Origin of the sequence: Pseudomonas sp. NDM (assembly GCF_003105095.1) — a bacterium.
In the GTDB taxonomy this organism is placed as follows: Bacteria; Pseudomonadota; Gammaproteobacteria; order Pseudomonadales; family Pseudomonadaceae; genus Aquipseudomonas; species Aquipseudomonas moraviensis_A.
In genome coordinates, this window is record NZ_QETJ01000063.1 from 1 (window position 1) to 21,088 (window position 21,088).

Here is a 21,088-nt window from a genome sequence, read left to right on the forward strand (position 1 = left end):
CGATAGCGGTCTGTCAGATAAACATGCATTGCCTGACACACCGCTATCGCGAGCAGGCTCACTCCTACAAGGGATTTTTGCCAGTCCGGGGTTATGTGTTGAACCGCACCCCCGGCTTCGCGCGTTCGTCAACGTTCAACTCGAACACATCGGGCCGCGCGTAGTGGCCCACCACATCGTAGTCATACCGCGCACGGATCAGTTCATCGGTATCGATTTCAGCCGTGAGCAATCCTGCCTCGCCACGCAACGGCCCTGCCAGCACATCGCCCATCGGCCCGACGATCACGCTGCCGCCGGCGATCAACGGCCGATCATTCGGCCAGTTGGCAATCTCGACGCCCAACTCATTCGGCGAGGCCTGCACCTGACAAGCGCTGACCACAAAGCAACGGCCTTCGTGGGCGATATGGCGCATGCTGACCTGCCACATCTCACGCTCGTCCACGGTGGGTGCGCACCAGACTTCGACGCCTTTGGCATACATCGCCGTGCGCAGCAGCGGCATCATGTTTTCCCAGCACACCACTGCGCCGAGTTTGCCGACCTGGGTGTCGAACACCGGCAAGGTCGAGCCATCACCCTTGCCCCAGATCAGCCGCTCGGTGCCGGTGGGCATGAGTTTGCGGTGCTTGCCGATCAACCCTGCCTGCGGGTCGAAATACAGCACCGTGCAATATAGAGTGCTGCCGGCGCGCTCAATGACACCGATCACCAGATTGGCCCCGGTGCGCGCCGACAATCCGGCCAGCGCCTCGGTTTCGGCACCGGGCACATCGATGGCGTTGGCAAAATAACGTGCGAAGGCCTCACGCCCTTCAGGTAAGCGATAGCCCAGCTGCGTGCCGAAACCCTCGCCTTTCGGATAGCCTCCGAGCAAGGCTTCGGGCATCACCACCAGCGCCGCGCCGGATTCGATGATCGCGTTCTCCCAATCAAGGATTTGTTCGAGGGTTTCGCCTTTGCCACCGGGCAAGGCGCCGATCTGCAGCGCGGCAACAATCGATTTGGGCATGCTGTTTACTCCATCAGGTTCAGGTGTTGCCGATTCTCCAGCGTCACGCGATCATGAATAAAGCCCTGTCAGCTGCTGAATGATATGAGCCAAATGAATATCGCCGACGTCGACCTCAACCTGCTGAAAGTCTTTGAAGCGCTGCACGAAGAGTCCAGCGCCAGCCGCGCCGCCCTGCGCCTTGGCGTCACGCAATCGGCGATAAGTGCCGCGTTGCGCCGCTTGCGCGAGGTCTATGGCGATCAGTTGTTCGTGCGCACCGGACGCGGTCTGGCGCCAACCCTGCAAGCCAACCAGCTGAAACCGGTGATCAGCGATGCGCTGAACAAATGCCGACAGAGCCTGGCCATGCTCGATCCGGCGGCCAATCACTATGACGGGCGCTCGGTGGCGATCGGTCTGTCAGATGATTTTGAAATTGCCTACGGGCGCCGCTTGATCGAGGAAATCGCTCGTCGCGCGCCGAAACTGCGGCTGATCTTTCGCCAGACCCACAGCCAGATCGTCGCCCGTGCGTTGATGGAACGCAGCATTGACCTGGCAATCACCGCCGGCGGGTTTGCCGAGCGTCTGCTCAGTCGTCAGGTATTGGCGGAAGGTGGCTACGCGTGCCTGGTCGATCCCGACAGCCTCGCGCCGGGCCAGCAGCAGATCGAGTTGCAGGAGTTCGTCGCCCGCGAGCACATTCTGGTGTCATCGGGTGGCTTTATCGGCATCACCGATGAAGGCTTGGCGGCCGTGGGATTGAGCCGCCGGGTCTGCGCCTCGACCACGCATTTTGCCGCGCTGCCCTTTCTGCTCAAGGGCAGTCAGGCGGTGGCGACCATTCCGGCTCACGCCGCGGCGAGCATCGCGGGACTGAGCGGGCTGGCATTGCTGCCCTGCCCCTTGGCCTTGCCGCGCTATCCGATCGAACTGGGCTGGCGCACCAGCACGCAGATCGATCCGGTGCTGGTGAAGGTTCGCGAGGCGATTGCCGCGACGTTCGGCCAGGCGTGACGCGGTTTACTTGTTCGCCGCCATCAGGCGATTGACTTCGCTGCGCACCATGTTGGCGAACTCCGGCGGCGACATGCCGTCCAGTTCGGCGCGAACCCACTCGGCCCATTTGCCCTTGCGCTTGGAGCGCTCGCCAAACAGACGCGCGGCTTCGCCCTTGGCTTTGCCCAGATTGTTCTGCCAGAGTTCGAACAGACGGGATTTCTCATCTTCCAGCGCTGCGCGCTCTGCGAGGGATTTGTCGGCCAGATTGAAACTCATGGGGATTTATCCTGCTGCGTAAAATGGCGACATCTTACACGCTCGGCGGAAACCTCCGGTGCAGGTTTTTCCCTTCGGTACGAATGACATGCAACTTTTCGTCGACCGCTACACTCCATTGGTCACTGTCCATTCAACTGCAAGGAGTCACCCAATGGCCCGTAAAACCGCCTCGCAAGCTGCCGAAGAGCAAATCAAGGATCAAGCTTTCAGCGAGCTTCAGGCTCTGATCGAAGAATCGGACAAACTGCTCAAGAGCAGCGCTTCACTGGTCGGCGAAGAAGCGGAAACGCTGCGTGCCCAGATCGCCCAGAAACTGCAGCAGGCGCTGGACTCGGTGTCCAGCGTGCGCGACCGCACCAAGCCCGCCGTTGAAGCTACCGAAAACTACATCGGCGGCCACCCATGGCAGACCGTGGCGATCTCCGCCGGTTTCGGCCTGGTGGTGGGCCTGCTGCTCGGTCGTCGCTGAGTACAAGCGCCACAAAAAAGCGAACCTTACGGTTCGCTTTTTTTATGTCTGCGGGTAAATTCACTCCCCCGCCAATTCCCGCAACTGCGCCAATGTCTGCTCATCCAGGGCAATCCCTTCCAGCATCGACCGACTGCGCTGCCAATGCCGCCGATCCCCCGGCAGCCGCTTGAGCCCGACCCCGTGCATCTGTCGCACCAGTTCCTCGCTGCGCTGGGCAAAACTCTGCCCCGCGGCTTTGCTCGGATCAATCACAATCAATAACTGCCCCGTCCACGGAGTCTTTGCGCCGGGATGGTTGGACCAGTCGAACTCGAAGGAAAAATTGCCACCGGTCAACGCCGCTGCCAGCAACTCGACCATCATCGACAGCGCCGAACCCTTGTGCCCGCCAAACGGCAGCAATGCACCGCCTTCGAGAATCGCCCGGGGATCCTGGGTGGGCTGACCCAAGCTGTCGACGCCCATCCCGGCCGGGAGTTTTTCGCCTTTGCGCGCAGCGATCTGCACGTCGCCATGGGCGATGGCACTGGTGGCCAGGTCGAAAACGATCGGGGCGGCATTGGCTCGTGGCGCGGCAAAGGCGATCGGATTGGTGCCGAACAGCGGCCGGTCGGCGCCATGCGGGACAACGCAGGTCATGCTGTTGACCACGCTCAGCGCCACCAGACCTTCGTCGGCGAACGGCTCGACATCCGGCCACAACGCGGCGAAGTGATGCGAGTTACGAATCGCCAACACTGCAATCCCGGCGTGACGCGCCTTTTCCACCAGCAATGCTCGCGCAGCGGCCAGCGCGGGCTGGGCAAAACCATTGCCGGCGTCGACCCGGACAAAACCGGGCGCGACGTCTTCGACCTGCGGCACTGCCTGACCATTGACCCAACCGCTTTTCAGGGTCGAGACGTAGCCGGGCATGCGGAATACACCATGACTATGGGCGCCATCGCGCTCGGCGCCGGCACAGTTGGCCGCCAGTACCCGGGCGACTTCGCTGGAAGTGCCGTGGCGCAGGAAAATCGCTTCAAGCAGTTGCGTGAGTGCTTCGAGGGATAACTTGGGCGAGCCCTGATCGTGTAGCGCAGACATCTGAAGCTCCAGAATGATTATTGGAGGGAACAACAGCGTACGGTCGATTTGCCCACCGATTAACCCCGCCGGAGCCGTCGGCTGTCAACCCTTTGATCGCTCGGCGATCACTGGCTGAGCCGACTGCATCTTTTGATCCGGCGTGTGCGGTAACTATCTACCGCACCTGCTCCGGCTCACAGACCTACTGTTGAGTCCCTGCCCGATGGCGCCGCGTTCAGAGCACCGATGATGTCCAGTTCTACTGCTCCACTGCTGTTTCCCGAGATTCTGAAGTCCGCCGGCCTGCAGGCCGACCTGGCCGCACGCCACGGCCTCAACAGCAAGGATTTCGACTGGCTCGCACACGTACAACTGGCGAGCCACGCCCTGCGTAGCGCACAAACCCCGCCCATGCTGGCCGAACGGATTTTGCTCAACGCCGACAAGCAAGTGCCCGTGCCATTGGCCGGCAGTTTCGTGCTCGGCGCCGGTCCTGACGACAACGGCATGTTTCTGTACACGCCCTACGACGGATTGAAAAAATACAGCGATGACCAAGCGCTGACGCAGGCGTTGCAGGCGCGACTGAACAGTGCAGACGAGCAAGATGATCTGTTGGCTTTTCTCAGTGTTTCGCTGCGCAAGGAGCTGGTGGAGAAACGCGGCATTACCGTCACCCGACAAACCATCGACGGTGATGTCTTCGAGGATCAGCAAACAGCGATCACCCATTCGCAACAAGCCTGCGCACGCGACTTGCTCGACGAACTGAAACGCCTGCCTGCGCTCAACGCCCTGCTGGAAAAAATCCTCGGTGAACTGCTCCAGCCGCACTTCGGCGATTTGCCGCAGTCGAGCACACGTGTGGCTTTTTACGCCGCTACGAAACCCTCCTCCACCGATGCAGGCAGGCACTGGGTTGATTCGCGCTCGCTGATTGAAGCGCTGCTGCTGCATTTTCGCCGTCAGCAATGGCCCCACGGTCAGACTGTCGAGTTTTCACACCCCGCCCGCCTGTCCAGCACTGATGATCAATTCGCGTGGGCAACCGCTATCACCTCGGCTTCGAGCAAACTGATCATGCTGTTGTTCCGTCAGATCGAGGGCTACTGGAATGCCGCGTCATTCGAGGGCTCGCCCAGGCGCACCTTCTTCAGCCAGACGCTACAGGACCAGGCGCGCGCCGATCTGATGATCAAGCGCGAAACACAAATCCTCTCCGCCGGCGAGTTCGACGCGCTGCACAGTCTGGTACGTGAGCCGTCCGTGGTGGTACGCCGGCCAACGTTCGAAACCGTGTGCCTGAGCGAACAGACAGCGTCTGTCGAACTGGCCGGCTCGTTGATGATCAATCATGACAAGGCCTATCTCTATACACCCAGCCAGGGCCTGCAGGTACTCACGAACTACGCCGACCTCAAACAGACGCTCACCGCGAAACTGCAGGCTGCCGGGCACGAAGACGAACTGTACGGACTGATGAGTCTGCAAGAGCGCAATCGCTACCTGGGTTTCGCTAACGTCCAGGTGTCCGGGGAAAACATCAGCGGTGAGATCATGCCGACGCTGTTCGAGGCAATTCTTACCAAACAACGTCAGAACATTGAGTTCGTCCTGCAGCGCTATCGCCAGAGCGAACGCACCACAGACGTTCATGCACTCTTCGACAAGGCGCTGGATATCCGCTCGATGATCCATGAGCGGTTGCTCGAACTCGACGTCAATGAGCGCTGGAGTACCCGACCGTTGTTTACCAGCGCCCCGCCATCCTCACTTGTGCAGGCCGACAAGGCGGCACAATTGGCGACAAGTCTGGGCCGAACGCTGGATAGTCTGACCAGCCACTTCAAAGACCAGCCGACCGCGAACGGCGCCGAACAGCGCACTTTTCTCGAAGGCATTCTCTGGAAGCTCGCGCAGGCGTTCGAAGATGGCTTGCGCGGTGAGGCGTTCGTCCGAAGTGTCAGCGGATCATGGCGGGAGGCGGAACGAAAAATCGTCGATACGGTGTTCGATGCCCGGCATCCGACACGCAGCGATCGCCAGTCACTCAACGGTTTTCGCCCGGATGCCTGGTCGCTCACGCTTGCTTGTGCCGAGTCCACCGCTGAGCTGCCGCTCGCCTACTGCGTGCTGCTGACCGAGCGCGGCGGCATGGACGTCGAGCACTCGGGGCGCGCGATCCTGTGGACACCGGCCATGGGCCTGGAATTGTTCGCCGATATGGGCGTTGCGCAAAAACAGTTGCAACAACGCTTGGACGACAACAATCAGAGCCATACGCTGCTGGAGAATCTGCCAATAGCGCAGCATCGACTGGACCAGCAATACACGCTCGGCAGCTTCCAATTGATTGAGGGCCGTGTGTCCAACGACCGCATGCAGTCGGGCATCGAACACTTCCTCGCTGAATGCGAAATGCTACGCGCTTGTATCAAGGACCCGGACACATTGGCGACCTTCCTTGACCGGATGAAGAACGCTGTCATCGATACCGATCTGCGCCGCGCCGTCGATCTTGCACGTACCCTTTCCCGTCATCTGGACTATCCCGACTGGTTGCGCATGGCCTCGGCGACGGAGCAGCGCACACAACTCGCGCTGCTGGATGAACTGCGGCGCGCCTTTATCGATGGCAAGGATTTTCTCGATGAGGTCCCGACCCTGGCCAGTTATATCGAGCAAACCCTGAAAAGCCTGCTCGACGCCAGATTCCCGGGCAACGGGCTCAAGCCAAAGGATATCCAGATCACCCCGAACCTGACGCTGGCCGGCCCGGCCTGCGACCTTCTGGAGTTCGCCCTGCATCACTACAACGTTGTGCAGGACAGCGGTTTCAAAGTGACCTCGAACATAGCCACCGCATTACCGAAAGATTTCGCCCAGACCGCCGTACGGCAATTACTGCAATCGCTCGACATCGCCACAACCTACACGGCAAAAGTGACCCAGGCGCTGTCCGGCGACAGCACGGCTGCACGCATCAGCAAGAAGCGGTTTTTACGCCAGTTGCCCTGGCAATTGATGCAGCACGCCCACTCGATGAAGTTGCAGCAACAACTGTCGGACACCGGCTACGACTACATTTGTCAGGTACTCGACATGCCGGACGGGATAGCGCGGGCCATGGTCGTGGATGCTCACGCCATCGCCTGCCCGCTGTCGTTGATCAAGACCGCGGGCGCTGATGGCGTCGACACGCTCGGCCTGTACGTCTTCGGACCGGGCGCGGGGCAGACAGGCCCGCGGGTGCTCTATGCGCCTTACTCCCGATGCGTATTTCGCGAGTTCGAGAACGAAGCGCAACTGATCGAAGCAGTGAATACACCCGGGCATTTCCAGGACCTGATCATCCGGCGTCTGCCGGACGGGCAGCAGGCCATTTTCAGGAATCTGCTGAAAACGACGATCGGCAAACCCAGCGAGATCACCCTTCAAAGCACGCCCATAAACGGCAATGTGCTCGATCGGTTGCACAAGGACACCCTCAACCTTCTGCCACAACTGCTCAGCAGCCAGCCACAGATCAATGCCCAAGCGGATTGGGAAGCAGCCAGGTTTCTCTTCAGTCACGGCGTCCGGCTGGTACCGCACTTGTTGCCGGGGAAACTGGCCTCTTTGCTGTTCCTCTGGAAAAGCTATCAGGACTTCAAGGCGTCCGCCGAAGACCTCCAGGACCACCATTGGGCCAACGGCCTGAAGAACTTCATCGAGGGTGCCATTTCGCTGTTCAGTCTGGGACGCTTGTCATGGGAGACCGAGGCGCAGACAGCCACCAGCGAATTTGCCGCTGAGGCGCAGACATCTGCGCAGACCGATAGCACCGTAAAGGTTGCCTCGCGCTGGGCAAAAGCACCGCCCGCCTCGCCCTCCCGCGTTGACTTGCAGCCCTTTGAAACCAGTAAGGCGCTGAAAGACCTAAAGCTTGAGAGCAATCGGCTGGTTTATCGGGACTCCGCCACAACTGACCAATACGTGGCGATTGCCGGCAAGGTCTATCCAGTCGTTCAGGCCGAAAAAACATGGTTCCTGCGCAAAGAAGATCGCAGCCAAGGGCCGGCACTGGCAGAGAAGAATTCAAGGCTGGTGATTGCACAGGCCGGCCAGACGGTGCAGCGCTGTCGCAGGAAGGGGCCGGCCGAACTGCAAAAGCAAGTCGAGGATAGCCGCTCGATCACCATGTACATCCAGGCCAAAGGGATGGCGCAGATCAACCGTCGCTCACCTGCCAGGGCCTTTGTGATACAGCAAGCGGTCACCCGGGCAAGAACCTATGCGCTCAATTGTCTGCATAACTTTGTCATCCATCGCGACAACCTGGGGGGCACACGGGTGGAGAAGGTGCTCAGGAGCATTCTCGATGTGCCTCACATCACGCCCGCGCTGCAGAGGAAATTCGAAAAGGTGATCATCCCGCTGTGCCGTGAGCTGACGGATCCCGAGGATGATCTGCTTTACACAGAGCGCTTCTTCGCCGGCCTGAACCAGCGCTACGGCGACGATACGGTTGCCTTCGTTTTCAAACAGGACCGCAAGAAGATCGTCCACTTCACCGAACATTTCTTCAATCCGGCGCTGGATGTCTACACGGCCTTCCTGCCTCCAAGATTCAATGTGGACTCGCACGCACGTGCGGTCACCCTGATCCATGAACTTTCGCATCTGGTCTGCGATAGCGAGGATCTGGTCTCCCTTGACGCGATGGCCCCCTTTCCGGGCCTCATCGATACCACCACTGCGGACGGACAGCTGCTCAAGGATGATCTGGATAGCCGCCGTCAATCGCTCTCGCGCGCTACGCCTTCTGCACAATTGTTCGCGAGTAAAGACGAGACGGGCGCCTGGGTGGGCATGGATAAGATAACGTCGCAAGCCGATGACTACGAAAAAATTCTCAGCCTGACCAAAACCAGGAATCTTGCAGACGCGCGTAAAGCGTTCCGCAATCCGGTGTCTGACGAAGCACGCGTTGACGTGATACTCGCCAACGCTGACTCGATCGCGTTGCTGATCAGCGAATTGGGCCAGAAACTCGATCCGCTTCCGGTTCCCATCCCGTTGCCGGCGACGACCGCAACCGTGTCGAAAACCGCGCAACCAGAGAGGTGAACAAAAAAAATGCGCTGGCTCGACACCAGCGCACTTCTGTATCAGCCAACAGTGAAGGCTTAGTCCTTCTGATCACGCAGGATATTGCCCGAGGCGCCATCGATGCGGAATTCATAAACAACGCCGTCGGCCTTGCGCCCTTCACCTTCCCAGTAACCGTCGTTGTCGGCGCTGATCTCATAGATTTCGACATAACCAGCCTTGGTCTTGGCGGTGTCGATGGCTTTTTCGATGGTGATCCAGCCTGCGCCTGGCCTGTCCGCCAGAGCGGCACCGGCGCTGAGCAAACCGGCAGTGGCAATCAGGGCTGCGAATGTCTTTTTGATCATTTTTTCACTCCATTTATGGATAGTAGGCAGTTGCTTCCTGTTTTTTTGGGCGTCACAGGGAAAAATAAGTTCCACGTTGATGGGTAAATGCCATGACGGATGTTCTCGGCAACCCGCCGGCGAGGTTAGAATGCGCTAAATCAGGACGAGTCAATGACCCAAGACACTCTCTCGGAAGCCGAATACGATGCGATCACCGATGCCGCCGCGCATTGGTGCATGCGTCTGCACGCCGCTGACTGCACGGACGAGGAGCGTCGCGCGTTTGAAGCCTGGCACGATGCGCATCCGCTGCATGCCTTCGAATACGAAGCCATGCAGGAAATCTGGGAAGTGGCCGGGGACCTGCCTCGAACCGAGCCTGAGGCGCTCGCTGCGCAACGCAAGCCTTCGCGGTCGTGGCGCAAGTTCGCGGTGATTGTCGGCGCCTGTGCCGTCGCCCTGCCGCTCGCGGCTTACAGCGGCTGGAGTCTGGGCTGGGTGCCCGACAGTTATCAGCATTACACCGCCACCGACCGCGTCCGTCAGGTCACCTTGGGTGATGGCAGCCAGCTGGAACTCAACCTCAACACCGAACTGACCTTCAGCAATTACAAACATGAACGCCGCGTGACCCTGAACAAGGGCGAGGCGTTTTTTAACGTCAGTCACGACACCGCGCATCCGTTCGTGGTGCGTGCCGGCGAAGGCAGGATTCGCGTGACCGGTACCCGATTCAACGTGTGGATGTATGAAGATCAGGTTCGGGTAAACCTGGTCGAAGGTTCGGTGTTGGTCAGCAGCAACCGCGATCTACCGGGAGACGGCCTGCGCCTGGCGCCATCGATGCAGGCACGCTACCGACATGGTGATTACGCGCCGCAAATCAGCCAGACCTACCCTGGCGACACTTCGCTGGCGTGGCGCAGCGGCCGACTGGTGCTCGATAACCTTGCCCTTCACGACGCCCTGCCGTTGATCAATCGTTACCTCGACAAGCCCTTGATGCTCGCCGACACCAGCACCGGCGCGATCCGCGTGGGCGGCGTCTACAACATCAATGAGATGAACAACCTGGCGAACAGCCTGCCGAAAGTGCTGCCGGTCTACCTGACCCGCAACAAGGAAGGCAACCCGGTGATCAACTCGATGCCGCAACGCCCGCCGAAAAGCTGAAGGCCGCGTCCCTTGCGGGAGGCGGCCTTCGTTTGTTGCGGGCGATCACTGCTTAGTGCGCGGCCACCTTCCCTGCCTGATCCTGTGCCTCCTGAATCGTCTGCACCTGATATTGCGGATCTGCCTGGATCTGCTGTTCGGTGAAGGGCAGGACACTCCACTGTTTCTTCGAAAACGCTTCGGTTTGATCGCGCGAATACTTCGACGCCGGATCACTGGACAGTGAGAACGCCAGCAGCCCTTGGGCATGCGGGCCTTTTTCATCGAAGCTCACCACTTGCAGGTAGCTGGTGCCGCTGACCACCTCAAGTTTTCCGTCCTCCCGGGGCACGCTTTGCATCGCGTTGTAGATACCCAGCGTACCCGGCCCGCCATGGATGGGCGTTTGCTGCCCGCCGCTGCTGACCACCTGAATGTCGCCCCAGCGTGCGTCTGCTTTCAGACCCATCTTGCCGGTCAGCTGGACCGACGCCAGCATCGCTTCGCGTAGCGCTTTGGCAACTGCAGGCTGCTCGACCGCCAGACCACGCGGGGTGTTTTGCGCATCTGCGGGGTTGAACGCCACGCGCCAGATGTCCGGCGATTCAAGCAGCGCCTGCATGATGTTCTGGAAGTGCACCAGACCGAGGCCGGAATCCAGATTGGCGCGACCATCCCAAGCCTTGAGGCTGGCGCACGCAGATTTCAGTGTCGCGGCGTCGCTACCGAGATCGGTTGCGCAGAACTTCAGCAGGTCGGGCATGACCTGCGCGGCCAGATAGACCTGATCGTCCATGACCATGTGCTGCAGATCCTTGATCCCCAACGGGCCTTTTTTGCTCAGCTCAGCCAAACGATCAAGTGCGAATCGCGAGCGCAGGCCCAGCGGTTGTGCGTCCTGGGTGATCAGCGGCGAATAGCCGGTGAGCGGTTGCGCCGGGTTGGCCAGCCATGCGGAATCGTTGGAGTGCTGAACGAAATCCTTGCGCAGCAGTTGCGGTAACTGGCTGGAAGCGAATATGCCCTTCTGCGCCGCTTGCGGATCGACATCCCAGGCACAGCCGCTATGGGAGCCGTCCAGAACAATCATGCGCAGGCCGAGGCGCGGGTCGCTGCACTTGGCGAGTTTTTCCGCGCTGACATTCGGCACCACCGACAGGTTCATGTACAGCGTCTGGCCCTTGTCATCGACCGCCAGAGTGTTGACCCAGGGAATGCCCTGGATCTTGTGCACTGCGTCTTGCAGATCTTTGATGTTGCTGGCCTGGTTCATCGCATACCACTGTTTAAGCACGCGATCGTTATCAAGGTTCGCATCGCGCAAGCTGTAGGCGTATTGCTTGTCCCAATCGAGCTTGCCCGGCCACTGCACGATCGGCCCGAACTGCGAGCTGTAGATGTCGCGCGCCACCGGTACGACCTGACCGTCAGCCTGCTTGACCTGCACGGTGACCGTTTGTTTGCTCAGTGGCAGCGACTTGCCGTCCAGAAGGTAACGTGTCGAATCCTTCGGATCGAGTTGCAGACGATAGAGCGTGAAGTGTTTCGACGAATCGACCGTGTGGGTCCAGGCCAGATGCTGGTTGAAGCCGATATTGATCATCGGCAGACCCGGCAAAGCGGCGCCCATGACATCGAGTTTGCCGGGGATGGTCAGGTGCATCTGGTAGAAACGCATGCCGCCGACCCACGGAAAATGCGGATTGGCCAGCAACATGCCACGGCCGTTGAACGAGCGCTCGCTGCCGACCGCCACGGCGTTACTGCCACGATCGAGAGCGAAACGCTGCTGACGTGCGTCGGCCAGCTGAAATGTCTGGGTGTCGTGCTTCACCTGCGCGGTAGCTTGCGGCGGCGTCGCGCCAGCAAGGGCTTCGGCGAACTGGCCCACTCCCCCTTCCACCAGCAAGCGCCGCGTCAGCTTGACCAGATCGTCGGTACTGATGTCGCGTACCCATTCCCCTTGGCATTGCTGCGGCAACCCTTGCTGACGGCGTTCAGCCAGAGAGCGGTTGTACCCGGCGGCATAACCCTCGACCAGATCGCGCACCTCGGCCGGTTGCGCCTGCCAGAACGAATGGACGGATTCAGGGCTGTTCAGCCAGGTAAAAAACACGTCGCTGACGCGGTTTTGCCGTTGTTCGACGGTGAACTGCTCCGGGCCGAAATAACGGGAGCGCTGACCATTGACGGTCACGATCTCGTTGGCCAGCAGACACAGATTGTCTTGGGCATAGGCGTAGCCGATGCCGAACCCCAGACCGCGTTCGTTTTCGGCGCGAATGTGCGGCACGCCAAAACTGGTGCGGCGAATGTCCGCGCGGGTGTCTGCAGCCGGACTCAGTGCATGGGCCGACAGGCTCAGTCCGAATAAGGTGCCGGCGAGGGCCAGCCCGGTGAGTTGCCTGGAAATAATCACGCTCGCTCCTGCTCGAAAGGTCGATTGCCCCTGCGTCCACGCGCAATGAGCCTGTCGAAGAAACGAAGCTGAGGAAAAAAATTTAGCGGGCAATCCATCGGGGCAAGGCCGGCATCACGAGGCCAGGACAAATTAGCGACGAAATTTCTACATCTTTTCTTTCATGATTTGTCGTGCTGAAACGTCTTGTTTAGAGAGCGCAACAAAACCTTTCCCGATCTGGCTCTGAAAAGGAGTAATCGCATGTACAACTCGCAACTACCATCGGACGGTAGCCAGACGCCACAGGGCGTTTCCATGAGTTCGCACACCGGCAATTTCACCCAGCGCGGCGAGCGTCCGGGCAATGAGCGTATTCGCGTTCTGCTGAAGAGTTTCGGCCTGCGCACCAGCCTGATTCGCCTGAAAGTCATCGACGCCCTGCTCGTGGCGGCACAGAGCGATCGGCGTCTGGGCGTGCGCGGTGTGCATAGCCAGTTGCTCGATCTGGACGTGCCGTTGTCGTTTCTGAGCGTGCGCGAAGTGCTTAAACGCTTGTGCGCCGAAGGCGTGATCACCTTCAACGCCGACAAGAGTTACAGCCTGCATCCACAGGCTGCAGCGGTCCTCAACCACGATTGAGGCCCTGGCTGTTCGCCGTCAGGGCTTGACCTTGCGGCGCATCACGCCATTGATCACCACCACAACCACGGCCACACCGATCGCCACGTACTGGAAGGTCTTCTCGGTGATCATGCCGGCGTTTTGCAGCCAGGACAGGCCCAGCATGATCGCCAGTACGGACAGAGCGATCAGAATCGAATAAATCAAGCGTTGCTTCTGGGTCATTGCGGTTTCCTGAAACGTTGGAATGTCTGCGCTTGCAAGCCATACGCTTGCCGGATGACGCGAGGTGTCGGGGCAAACGGGGATGCCATGTTACAGGCGCTGAAGATTTTTGGCTGCATGACCGCCCGACCTCAACGCACGGCCCGCCCGGCTGATCGACTGCAAACAATGCCCGCACTGTCGCGGGCATTGTTGTTTATGCCGTGTGGCCGCAGGTAAACATGTTATGTGCCGCGCCGATCAATTAAACATGTCGTAAGTTTTTGAAATCTGCTGACGCAGCAAACGCCTAGGTGCGCTGCGCGTCTGCGCCTAGGCTCTGCGAACTTCCTACAACCGATAAACAGGGACGTTCATGCAGAGAACACTTATAAACATCGGCCCCCGACAGGTAGCCGGTTTCTGTCTGGCGCTGACCGCTTTCGAACTGCTCACTTACATGGCCAGCGACGTGATCATGCCGGCGATGCTCGACGTCACAACCGAGCTTGAGGCGGACGCGCGGCATGTTCCCCATGCCTTCAATCTTTACCTGTTGGGTGGAGTCTGCCTGCAATGGTTACTCGGCCCGTTGTCCGATCAATTTGGCCGACGACCACTGTTGTTGATCGGCAGCGCGCTGTTCGGCGCCTCGTGCGCGGCGGCTTTCTTAACTGACAGCATTGAAGCTTTCAACCTGTTGCGCCTGTTGCAGGGCATGGGGCTGGGTTTCGTCGTCGCAGTCAGTTACCCGGCATTGCAGGAAGTATTCTGCGAAGCCGACGCCGTAAGACTCATGGCGCTGCTCGGCAATGTTGCCTTGTTGTCGCCCCTGCTCGGGCCGCTACTGGGAATCCTCTTGCTGGAATGGCTGAGCTGGCGGGAAATCTTTCTGCTCCTCGGCTGCGCAGCGGCGCTGGTATGGCTCGGCCTGTTGCTGTGGATGCCGGAAACCGTGGGCGTCGAGCGCCGCGATGGTTATCGAACTGCCCGCGTGCCCTTCTCCTGGCGACGCACTTCGCAACGCTACGCCGCGCTGCTCGGCAATCCGCGTTTTCTTTGCGCGAGCCTGGCGCTCGGCCTGATGAGTCTGCCGCTGATTGCCTGGATCGGCCTGGCGCCATTGCTGCTGGTGCGGGTTCTGCAACTGCCGCCCTTGGAATATGGCCTGTGGCAGATCCCGGTGTTCTCGGCGGTCATCGCCGGCAATCTGATTCTCGACCGCTTGCTGCACACTCATTCGTTGCCGCAATTGCTTCAATGGGCGCTCTGGCCGTTTTGTCTGGGCCTTGTGCTGTTGGCGGCGTGCGCGTTGCTTGGCGCGGGACTGGGTCCCGTGGTGGCAAGCCTGGCGTTGTACGCGGTCGGGCTGGGCATGAGCAATGCGGTGGTGTATCGCCTGGCGCTGTTTTCCAGTGATGACAGCAAAGGTCTGGTGTCGGCGCTGACCGGGATGATCTCGATTGCCGTGATGGGCCTCGGCGGCTCACTGATTGCCGCCATCGGTGGCGGCAGTCGTCTTGAATATTTCGCTCTCTGGGCCGCATTCGGCGGGCTGATGTGCCTGCCTTTGATGTACCGGCTCCTGCAAACCGCCACGCCTGATGTGGCCTCGCCTCAATAAGGAACATTGATGACTCACCTACCCTATGCCGACGCGCTGTGCGCGTTGCCGCGACCCTATTGCCCGGATTCAGCCCCGGCCGGTCTGTTCGATCGGGCGATGACTGAAATCAGCCGTTTTCACTGCGATCACACACCGGGTTACAGCCACTGGCTCAACGCCCATGGGCTGTCGCCACAAGCCCTCGACAGCCTTGATGACTGGTCACGTCTGCCGCCGATTTTTGCCAGTTTCTTCAAACAGCACCTGCTGCTGAGCAGCACTGGCACAGACGCCCTCGAGCTGACGTCGTCTGGCACCAGCGGCCAGAAAAGCCGAATGCGCTATGACGAGCGCAGCCTGGCGCGGGCGCAATCGATGGTCGCGCACATATTCCGTCATTACCGCTGGGACAAGCCGGACACGCCGTGCAACTACCTGCTGCTGAGCTACGAACCCGCAGGCCGCATTACCCTCGGCACTTCGTTCACCGATCAGTTTCTGTGTCGGTTCGCCCGGGCCAACCGGGTGGTCTACGCCTTGCGCAACACCGGTAGCGGCCACCAGTTCGACGTGTTCGGGGTGATCGCCGCGTTGCAATCATTCGCTGAAGAAGGTTTGCCGGTGCGGATCTTCGGCTTTCCGGCGTTTTTGTGGCAGACCCTGCAACGCATGCAGGACACTGGTGTGCAGGATCTGCAACTACCCGCCGGTTCGCTGGCCTTTTTGGGCGGTGGCTGGAAAACCCAGGCTGCGCAGGAAATCCCCAAACAGCAGTTCTACGCCCATATCCATCGACAACTGGGCATCGAGCCCGCCCGCTGCCGCGATGGTTACGGCGCTGTCGAGCACGCCGTGCCTTATATCGAATGCGCCCGTCACCGGTTTCATGTGCCGGTGTACTCCCGGGTGCTGATTCGCAACCCAGCGGATTTATCCCTGCTGCCCTACGGCCAACCAGGTCTGCTCGGCTTCGTCTCGCCCTATATCACCTCCAGTCCGGCTCACGCCGTGGTCATGAGCGACCTCGCCACGCTGCACCCGGGCGCAAGCTGCGGCTGCGGATTGACCGGCGACTGGTTCGAACTGCACGGCCGCGCCGGCACCTCGGCGGGCAGAAGCTGCGCAATGGCCGCCGCCGAATTACTGGGGAGTCACTGATATGTATCTGATCAATGGACAGCTGCATCACACCTGCAGCCTCGAGCATGCGCTGGAAGATCTGCAACGGCAGTTGCCGCAACGCCTGGCGACGGCACTCGACAGCAACACCGTCATCAAGGCCGTTGCCGGGTTTGCAGAACATCTGCGTAACACCGCCACGGACCTGCCCCTCGACAGCGAACAGCGGCAAGCCCTGATCGATTTCTGCCAACCCGACGCGTTGCAGCACAAACGCCGGCGCGAACTCGGCGTCGATGCCGATTCCCTGCGCCGTATCGATTATCGTCAGCCACGCTTCGAAGCCTGGCGCCCGCTCGGGCTGGTGGTGCACATCACCCCCGCCAATGCGCCGCTGCTGGCGTTCTGCGCGGTGGTTGAAAGTCTGCTCGCCGGCAACGTCAACTGGTTGCGCCCCAGCCGCAGCGATCAGGGCCTGACGGCACGCCTGCTCTGCGCCTTGGCGAACTGCGACGCAGGCGGGCAACTGGCCGGATACGTGGCGGTGATCCCGGCCGAGACCGGGCAGATCGGCCAACTGTGCAAGTACGCCAACGGCGTCGCGGCATGGGGTGGTGACGCGGCCCTGCAGGCCATTCGGCAACAACTGGCGCCGGGTTGCCGCTGGATCGATTGGGGCCATCGCATCAGTTTCGTGTACCTGACGCCCGAAGCCGCCACGCCGCAGACGCTTGAAGCGGTGGCCGATGAAGTCTGCCGACTGGATCAGCAGGCCTGCTCGAGCCCGCAATGGCTGCTGGTGGACAGCGATGATCCGCAGATTGTGCGCGGCATCGGTGAACAGTTGGCGCAAGCCTTCGAGCGTCGCCACGCGAGCTGGCCCGCACTGGCGCCGACACTTCAGGAAGCTTCACAAATCACCACGCACCTGCAAATGGCCCGGCTCGGCCAGAGTTTCGACGAACACATCGGGCAGGTTTGGGCCGGCGCGGGCTGGCGAGTGATCTGGCGCCACGACCGGCAACTCGCGCCGTCGCCGCTGTTTCGCAGTGTCCTGCTGCACCCGGTGCCGAAGGCTCTGCTGAGCGCGACGCTGTTGCCCTGGCGCAACGTGCTGCAAAGCTGTGCGCTGGTGTGTGCGCCGGCATCCATCGCCGGGCTGACCCATGCGCTGCTCGGTGCCGGCGTTACGCGTATCGCACCGATCAGCAGCATTCACGACGGTTACGAAGGCGAACCCCATGACGGTGTCTATGCGCTGCAACGTCTGAGTCGTCGGGTATCGGTGAGTCTGGCGGCCACGCAATTGCCAAGACAGGCCCGTCTCGATGTAGCGCCATTACCGGCGAAGTCGTGCGCTCCGATCATGGACAAAGCGGCCTTCATCGCCCAACCCATCAATGCTCACGCGCAGTTGTATTTTCGTTCCGGCGGCACCAACGGCACCCCTGCGCTGGCTGGCTACAGTTATCGCGATTTCGATCGTCAGATGCGCGCAACGGCTGATGGCCTGTTCGCCGCTGGTCTAGATCCGGCGCGGGATCGGGCCATGAACCTGTTCTACTGTGGCGGGCTGTACGCCGGCTTTCTCAGCCTCAACAAAGCGCTGGAATGCCTGCAGATGCCGCATCTGCCCATGGCCGCCCCGGCCGACGAAGACTATCGGGAAATTGCCCAATTGATTATCGAACAGCGGGTCAATGTGCTGGTCGGCATGCCCGGCACGCTGCATCGCCTGTTCCTCAACGAGCAGGAGCGTCTGCGCGCTTATGGCGGGGTCGAAAAGGTCTTCATGGGTGGCGAGCACCTCAGCGAGCAGAACCGTGAATTGCTCCGCAGTTGTGGCGTCGTGCTCATTCGCTCGGCGATCTACGGCAGCGTCGATGCCGGCCCGCTTGGCCATGCGTGCCAGGCTTCAGCGGACGGGGTGTTCCATTTGATGAATGATATCCAGCAGTTGGAAATCGTCGCGTTCGATGAGGATGTAACGATCGTCGATGATCAAGTCGGCCGGCTGGTGGTGACCTCGCTCGCCCGCGACGGCGGCCAGCGCGTTGAGCGGTATGAGCTTGGCGACACCGGGCGCTGGCTGCCGGGGGTTTGCGCCTGTGGACTGCAGTCGCCGCGCTTCGAACTGCTGCAACGCCACGGCACGCTGCTGCGTATCGGCACTTACTTTATCTCTCTGAGCGAACTGGCGACACGACTGCAAGTTCCGTTTCAGTTGCGTCTGGATCACAGCGCCGAGGGCATCGAGCGGCTGCAAGTGCACAGCGAACTTGCAGCCGACGCGGTCAGGGCACGGCTCGCCAATAATTCGACCCTGATGAGCGCCGTCGACACCGGAGTACTGGTTCTGCACATAGAACAATGCTCGCCCGTGGCTTTCATTCAGAACAAATACAGCGGCAAGACGCCGTTGGTCATTGACTCTCGCCGCTGACGTTCGAACGTGAGCTGGCTTATTCGAAACAAGAAGAAGACATCGTGAAAAAAAACCACCCGATTGGCGAATTGATGGGCTTTGTCCGTCAGCATTCGCCCTACTACAAGAATTGTCTCGCCGAGGTTCCAGAGGCGCTCAACCGACTGAGTGAATGGCCTGTGCTCGATCCTGCAGGATTCTGGACTGGCAGCGAGAACCTTGATGAATGGGCAGTGTTGACTGCCCCCGTACGGGCTGCGCTGGTCTTCAAGACCGGCGGGTCAACCGGTGGCGGCCGACTGTCGGTCTACACGCGCGCTGAATGGCAACGCACGGCCGAGGACTTCGGCCGCAGTCTCAGCGCCCAATTCAACCCCGGCGACCGAGTAGCCAATCTGTTTTTCGCCGGCGACCTCTATGCCAGTTTCCTGTTTATCCACGATTCCCTGGCCCACGTTACACCGGCTGTCACCGAGTTTCCGTTTACCGGTGACGTTGACCCGGCGAAGCTGGCCGATGCCATCGAGCAACACCGGATCAACGTGCTGGCCGGCCCGCCCGCGCAGCTATTGACCTTTGCCGGTTGGCTCAAGCAACACAAGCGGGTATTGCCGATGATTGACAGCGTGCTGTACGGCGGGGAGAGCCTGTTCGCCTCGCAACGGCAACTGCTCCGGCAAGTGCTGCCCAACGCGCGCATTGCTTCCATTGGCTACGCCAGCGTCGACGGTGGATTTATCGGTGCCAGCCACCGTGACTGCATGGAAGGCGAACACCGCACGCCTGACGGCCATGTCTTGCTGGAGATCATCGACCCGCACACAGGGGCGCGGATCGAGGACTGCGACAAAACCGGTGTGCTGGTATTGACCAACCTCCATCGCCGTTTGATGCCGCTGATCCGCTATCCCGTGGGTGACCTGGCGTGCTGGCGCGAACCGGAGGGCACGGCGCAACGCAAATTCGCGCTGAGGGGCCGCAGCTGTAGCAGCCAGCGCGTGCGGGTCGGGATCCTGTCGCTGATGACGGATGAAATCAGCGACACCGTGAGGTGCACGACTGGCAGCGACGATTGGCAATTGGTGATTGAACAGGCCGACGACGGGGATGTGCTGACGTTGAAATACGTGGCGAACGAACGATCCGCCGGCATCGACGGGACACTCGAGGCTCGTTTGATCGAACTTTACCCGCAGATAACCCCACTGCGAAACGCTCGACTGCTGGAGCTGCGTATCCACAGCTGCGGCTTCGAGGATCTCGTGCGCCATCCTCGCGCAGGTAAAAGCCTGCGAATCGTCGATCATCGCTGCTATGACCAACATGACAGGGAGGTGCGTGATGGAACCGTTGATCCTGCGCAATTACCGTGAGAGCGACGCCACGGCCGTCAGCGAGCTGTTTCGCGAGGTGTACGGCGATCATTACGTACAAAGCGATGTGTATCTGCCCTGCCTGATCAGTCAGAACCATGCCAAAAAACGCTGGCACTCGCTGGTGGCGGTCGAGGGTGAGCGGATTCGCGGCCATGCCACCTTGTACAGGCAAAGCGAAACCTGGCACGACGCTGAACTGGCGTTGAGCGCCGTCCATCCTGACACTCGCTGTCAGAACATCGCGACACGCCTGGGCGAGCAACTGCTGACTCATGCGCAGGCTTTGGGCTGTCGCAGCGTGTCCATCAAACAGGTGACCCATCACCCGTACACCCAGCGCATGGCGCTGAATCTGGGATTCCATAACACCGGCCTGTTGCCTGATTTTGTCCGCTCGCCTTTCGGCAGCAAGAAACCGGAGTCGGTCGTACTGGGGGTCCGCGCCATCGACGGCTATCAGCGGCCGCTGCCGGAGCAGACGTGGCCAGCCAGTTGTCGTGCATTCATGGAGCATCTGATGGCTGTGTTCGGTGCCGGCGCCAGCGCAGCGCGTTGGCGCGGAGCCGCGTTTCAGGTTGAGCAGCACGGCAGTCGCCATGAAATGTTGCTGGAAAAACTCGACCCGGAACTGCTGAACCAATTGAGAACGCTGCCCAGGCACTGGCTGATTTCGATCCGTCTGCAACTGTCCCGACAGTTCGCCGTGGATCTGCACAGCCTCAACGCCATCGGTTTTGCCTTCACCGGTCTGGCGCCAGCGCAAGATAACCAGGGCGGCTGGCTGGCGTTGTTTCATCGCGGCTACCGTCCGCGCAAACTGGACTTGCATTGCCCGCACATGCAAGCACTGCATGAGCAGACGCAACGGCAAATCACGGGCCGTGATTTACCGCCGGTGTGATCGTGCGCTGGTGAACCGGCATGAGCCTGCTCATTGCGGGCGGGC

Annotated in this window: 16 protein-coding genes; 10 read left to right on the plus strand and 6 right to left on the minus strand. The window is 60.5% G+C overall.

All coding sequences use genetic code 11. From position 1 onward, the window contains the following. Positions 1-91: 91 nt before the first annotated feature. Positions 92-1,015 (minus strand): carbon-nitrogen hydrolase family protein, encoded by a 924-nt coding sequence (locus DCO47_RS14635; RefSeq protein ID WP_116658350.1) that lies wholly within the window; start codon positions 1,013-1,015, stop codon positions 92-94. Positions 1,016-1,099: 84 nt separating this feature from the next. On the opposite strand from DCO47_RS14635, the gene DCO47_RS14640 reads away from it, so the two are divergent. Continuing rightward, on the plus strand, positions 1,100-2,014 hold the full coding sequence (locus DCO47_RS14640) for a LysR family transcriptional regulator (protein WP_116658351.1): 915 nt from the start codon (positions 1,100-1,102) through the stop codon (positions 2,012-2,014). Positions 2,015-2,020: 6 nt separating this feature from the next. On the opposite strand, the gene DCO47_RS14645 is transcribed toward DCO47_RS14640, so the two are convergent. Beyond that, positions 2,021-2,275 (minus strand): hypothetical protein, encoded by a 255-nt coding sequence (locus DCO47_RS14645; protein ID WP_003224595.1) that lies wholly within the window; start codon positions 2,273-2,275, stop codon positions 2,021-2,023. Between the two features lie 154 nt (positions 2,276-2,429). Here DCO47_RS14645 and DCO47_RS14650 point away from each other — a divergent pair, with 154 nt between their 5' ends. Further along, the gene (locus tag DCO47_RS14650; protein WP_042609889.1) at positions 2,430-2,747 is read left to right on the plus strand and encodes a YqjD family protein; all 318 of its coding nucleotides are present in this window, start codon (positions 2,430-2,432) and stop codon (positions 2,745-2,747) included. 60 nt (positions 2,748-2,807) lie between these two features. Here DCO47_RS14650 and DCO47_RS14655 read toward each other — a convergent pair whose 3' ends face one another. Beyond that, positions 2,808-3,836, minus strand: a complete 1,029-nt coding sequence (locus tag DCO47_RS14655) for an Ldh family oxidoreductase (RefSeq protein ID WP_116658352.1) — start codon at positions 3,834-3,836, stop codon at positions 2,808-2,810. 555 nt (positions 3,837-4,391) lie between these two features. Here DCO47_RS14655 and DCO47_RS14660 point away from each other — a divergent pair. Then, the gene (locus tag DCO47_RS14660) at positions 4,392-8,927 is read left to right on the plus strand and encodes a dermonecrotic toxin domain-containing protein (protein WP_256590167.1); all 4,536 of its coding nucleotides are present in this window, start codon (positions 4,392-4,394) and stop codon (positions 8,925-8,927) included. 59 nt (positions 8,928-8,986) lie between these two features. On the opposite strand, the gene DCO47_RS14665 is transcribed toward DCO47_RS14660, so the two are convergent. Then, entirely contained in the window at positions 8,987-9,256 is a 270-nt protein-coding gene (locus DCO47_RS14665) for a PepSY domain-containing protein (RefSeq protein WP_083352748.1), read from the minus strand. Positions 9,257-9,409: 153 nt separating this feature from the next. On the opposite strand from DCO47_RS14665, the gene DCO47_RS14670 reads away from it, so the two are divergent. Further along, the gene (locus DCO47_RS14670) at positions 9,410-10,411 is read left to right on the plus strand and encodes a FecR family protein (protein WP_116658353.1); all 1,002 of its coding nucleotides are present in this window, start codon (positions 9,410-9,412) and stop codon (positions 10,409-10,411) included. Between the two features lie 52 nt (positions 10,412-10,463). Here DCO47_RS14670 and DCO47_RS14675 read toward each other — a convergent pair whose 3' ends face one another. Beyond that, the gene (locus tag DCO47_RS14675; RefSeq protein WP_116658354.1) at positions 10,464-12,809 is read right to left on the minus strand and encodes an acylase; all 2,346 of its coding nucleotides are present in this window, start codon (positions 12,807-12,809) and stop codon (positions 10,464-10,466) included. 243 nt (positions 12,810-13,052) lie between these two features. Here DCO47_RS14675 and DCO47_RS14680 point away from each other — a divergent pair, with 243 nt between their 5' ends. Further along, complete coding sequence (locus DCO47_RS14680; RefSeq protein WP_039760510.1) at positions 13,053-13,430, plus strand: fe2+ zn2+ uptake regulation protein; 378 nt, start codon at positions 13,053-13,055, stop codon at positions 13,428-13,430. Positions 13,431-13,448: 18 nt separating this feature from the next. Here DCO47_RS14680 and DCO47_RS14685 read toward each other — a convergent pair whose 3' ends face one another. Continuing rightward, positions 13,449-13,637, minus strand: coding sequence for a hypothetical protein (locus tag DCO47_RS14685; RefSeq protein WP_016770563.1), 189 nt, complete (start codon positions 13,635-13,637; stop codon positions 13,449-13,451). A 355-nt stretch (positions 13,638-13,992) separates the two neighbouring features. Here DCO47_RS14685 and DCO47_RS14690 point away from each other — a divergent pair, with 355 nt between their 5' ends. From DCO47_RS14690 to DCO47_RS14710, 5 genes are read left to right on the plus strand one after another with little or no spacing between them, the layout of a single operon-like run. Continuing rightward, positions 13,993-15,240, plus strand: a complete 1,248-nt coding sequence (locus tag DCO47_RS14690; protein WP_116658355.1) for an MdfA family multidrug efflux MFS transporter — start codon at positions 13,993-13,995, stop codon at positions 15,238-15,240. 9 nt (positions 15,241-15,249) lie between these two features. Continuing rightward, the gene (locus DCO47_RS14695; protein WP_116658356.1) at positions 15,250-16,380 is read left to right on the plus strand and encodes an acyl-protein synthase; all 1,131 of its coding nucleotides are present in this window, start codon (positions 15,250-15,252) and stop codon (positions 16,378-16,380) included. A gap of 1 nt (position 16,381) precedes the next feature. After that, complete coding sequence (locus tag DCO47_RS14700; protein ID WP_116658357.1) at positions 16,382-18,784, plus strand: acyl-CoA reductase; 2,403 nt, start codon at positions 16,382-16,384, stop codon at positions 18,782-18,784. Between the two features lie 44 nt (positions 18,785-18,828). Beyond that, the gene (locus DCO47_RS14705; protein WP_177434348.1) at positions 18,829-20,139 is read left to right on the plus strand and encodes a phenylacetate--CoA ligase family protein; all 1,311 of its coding nucleotides are present in this window, start codon (positions 18,829-18,831) and stop codon (positions 20,137-20,139) included. After that, the gene (locus DCO47_RS14710; RefSeq protein WP_116658358.1) at positions 20,108-21,043 is read left to right on the plus strand and encodes a GNAT family N-acetyltransferase; all 936 of its coding nucleotides are present in this window, start codon (positions 20,108-20,110) and stop codon (positions 21,041-21,043) included. The genes DCO47_RS14705 and DCO47_RS14710 overlap by 32 nt, the downstream gene beginning before the upstream one ends. Positions 21,044-21,088: the final 45 nt, after the last annotated feature.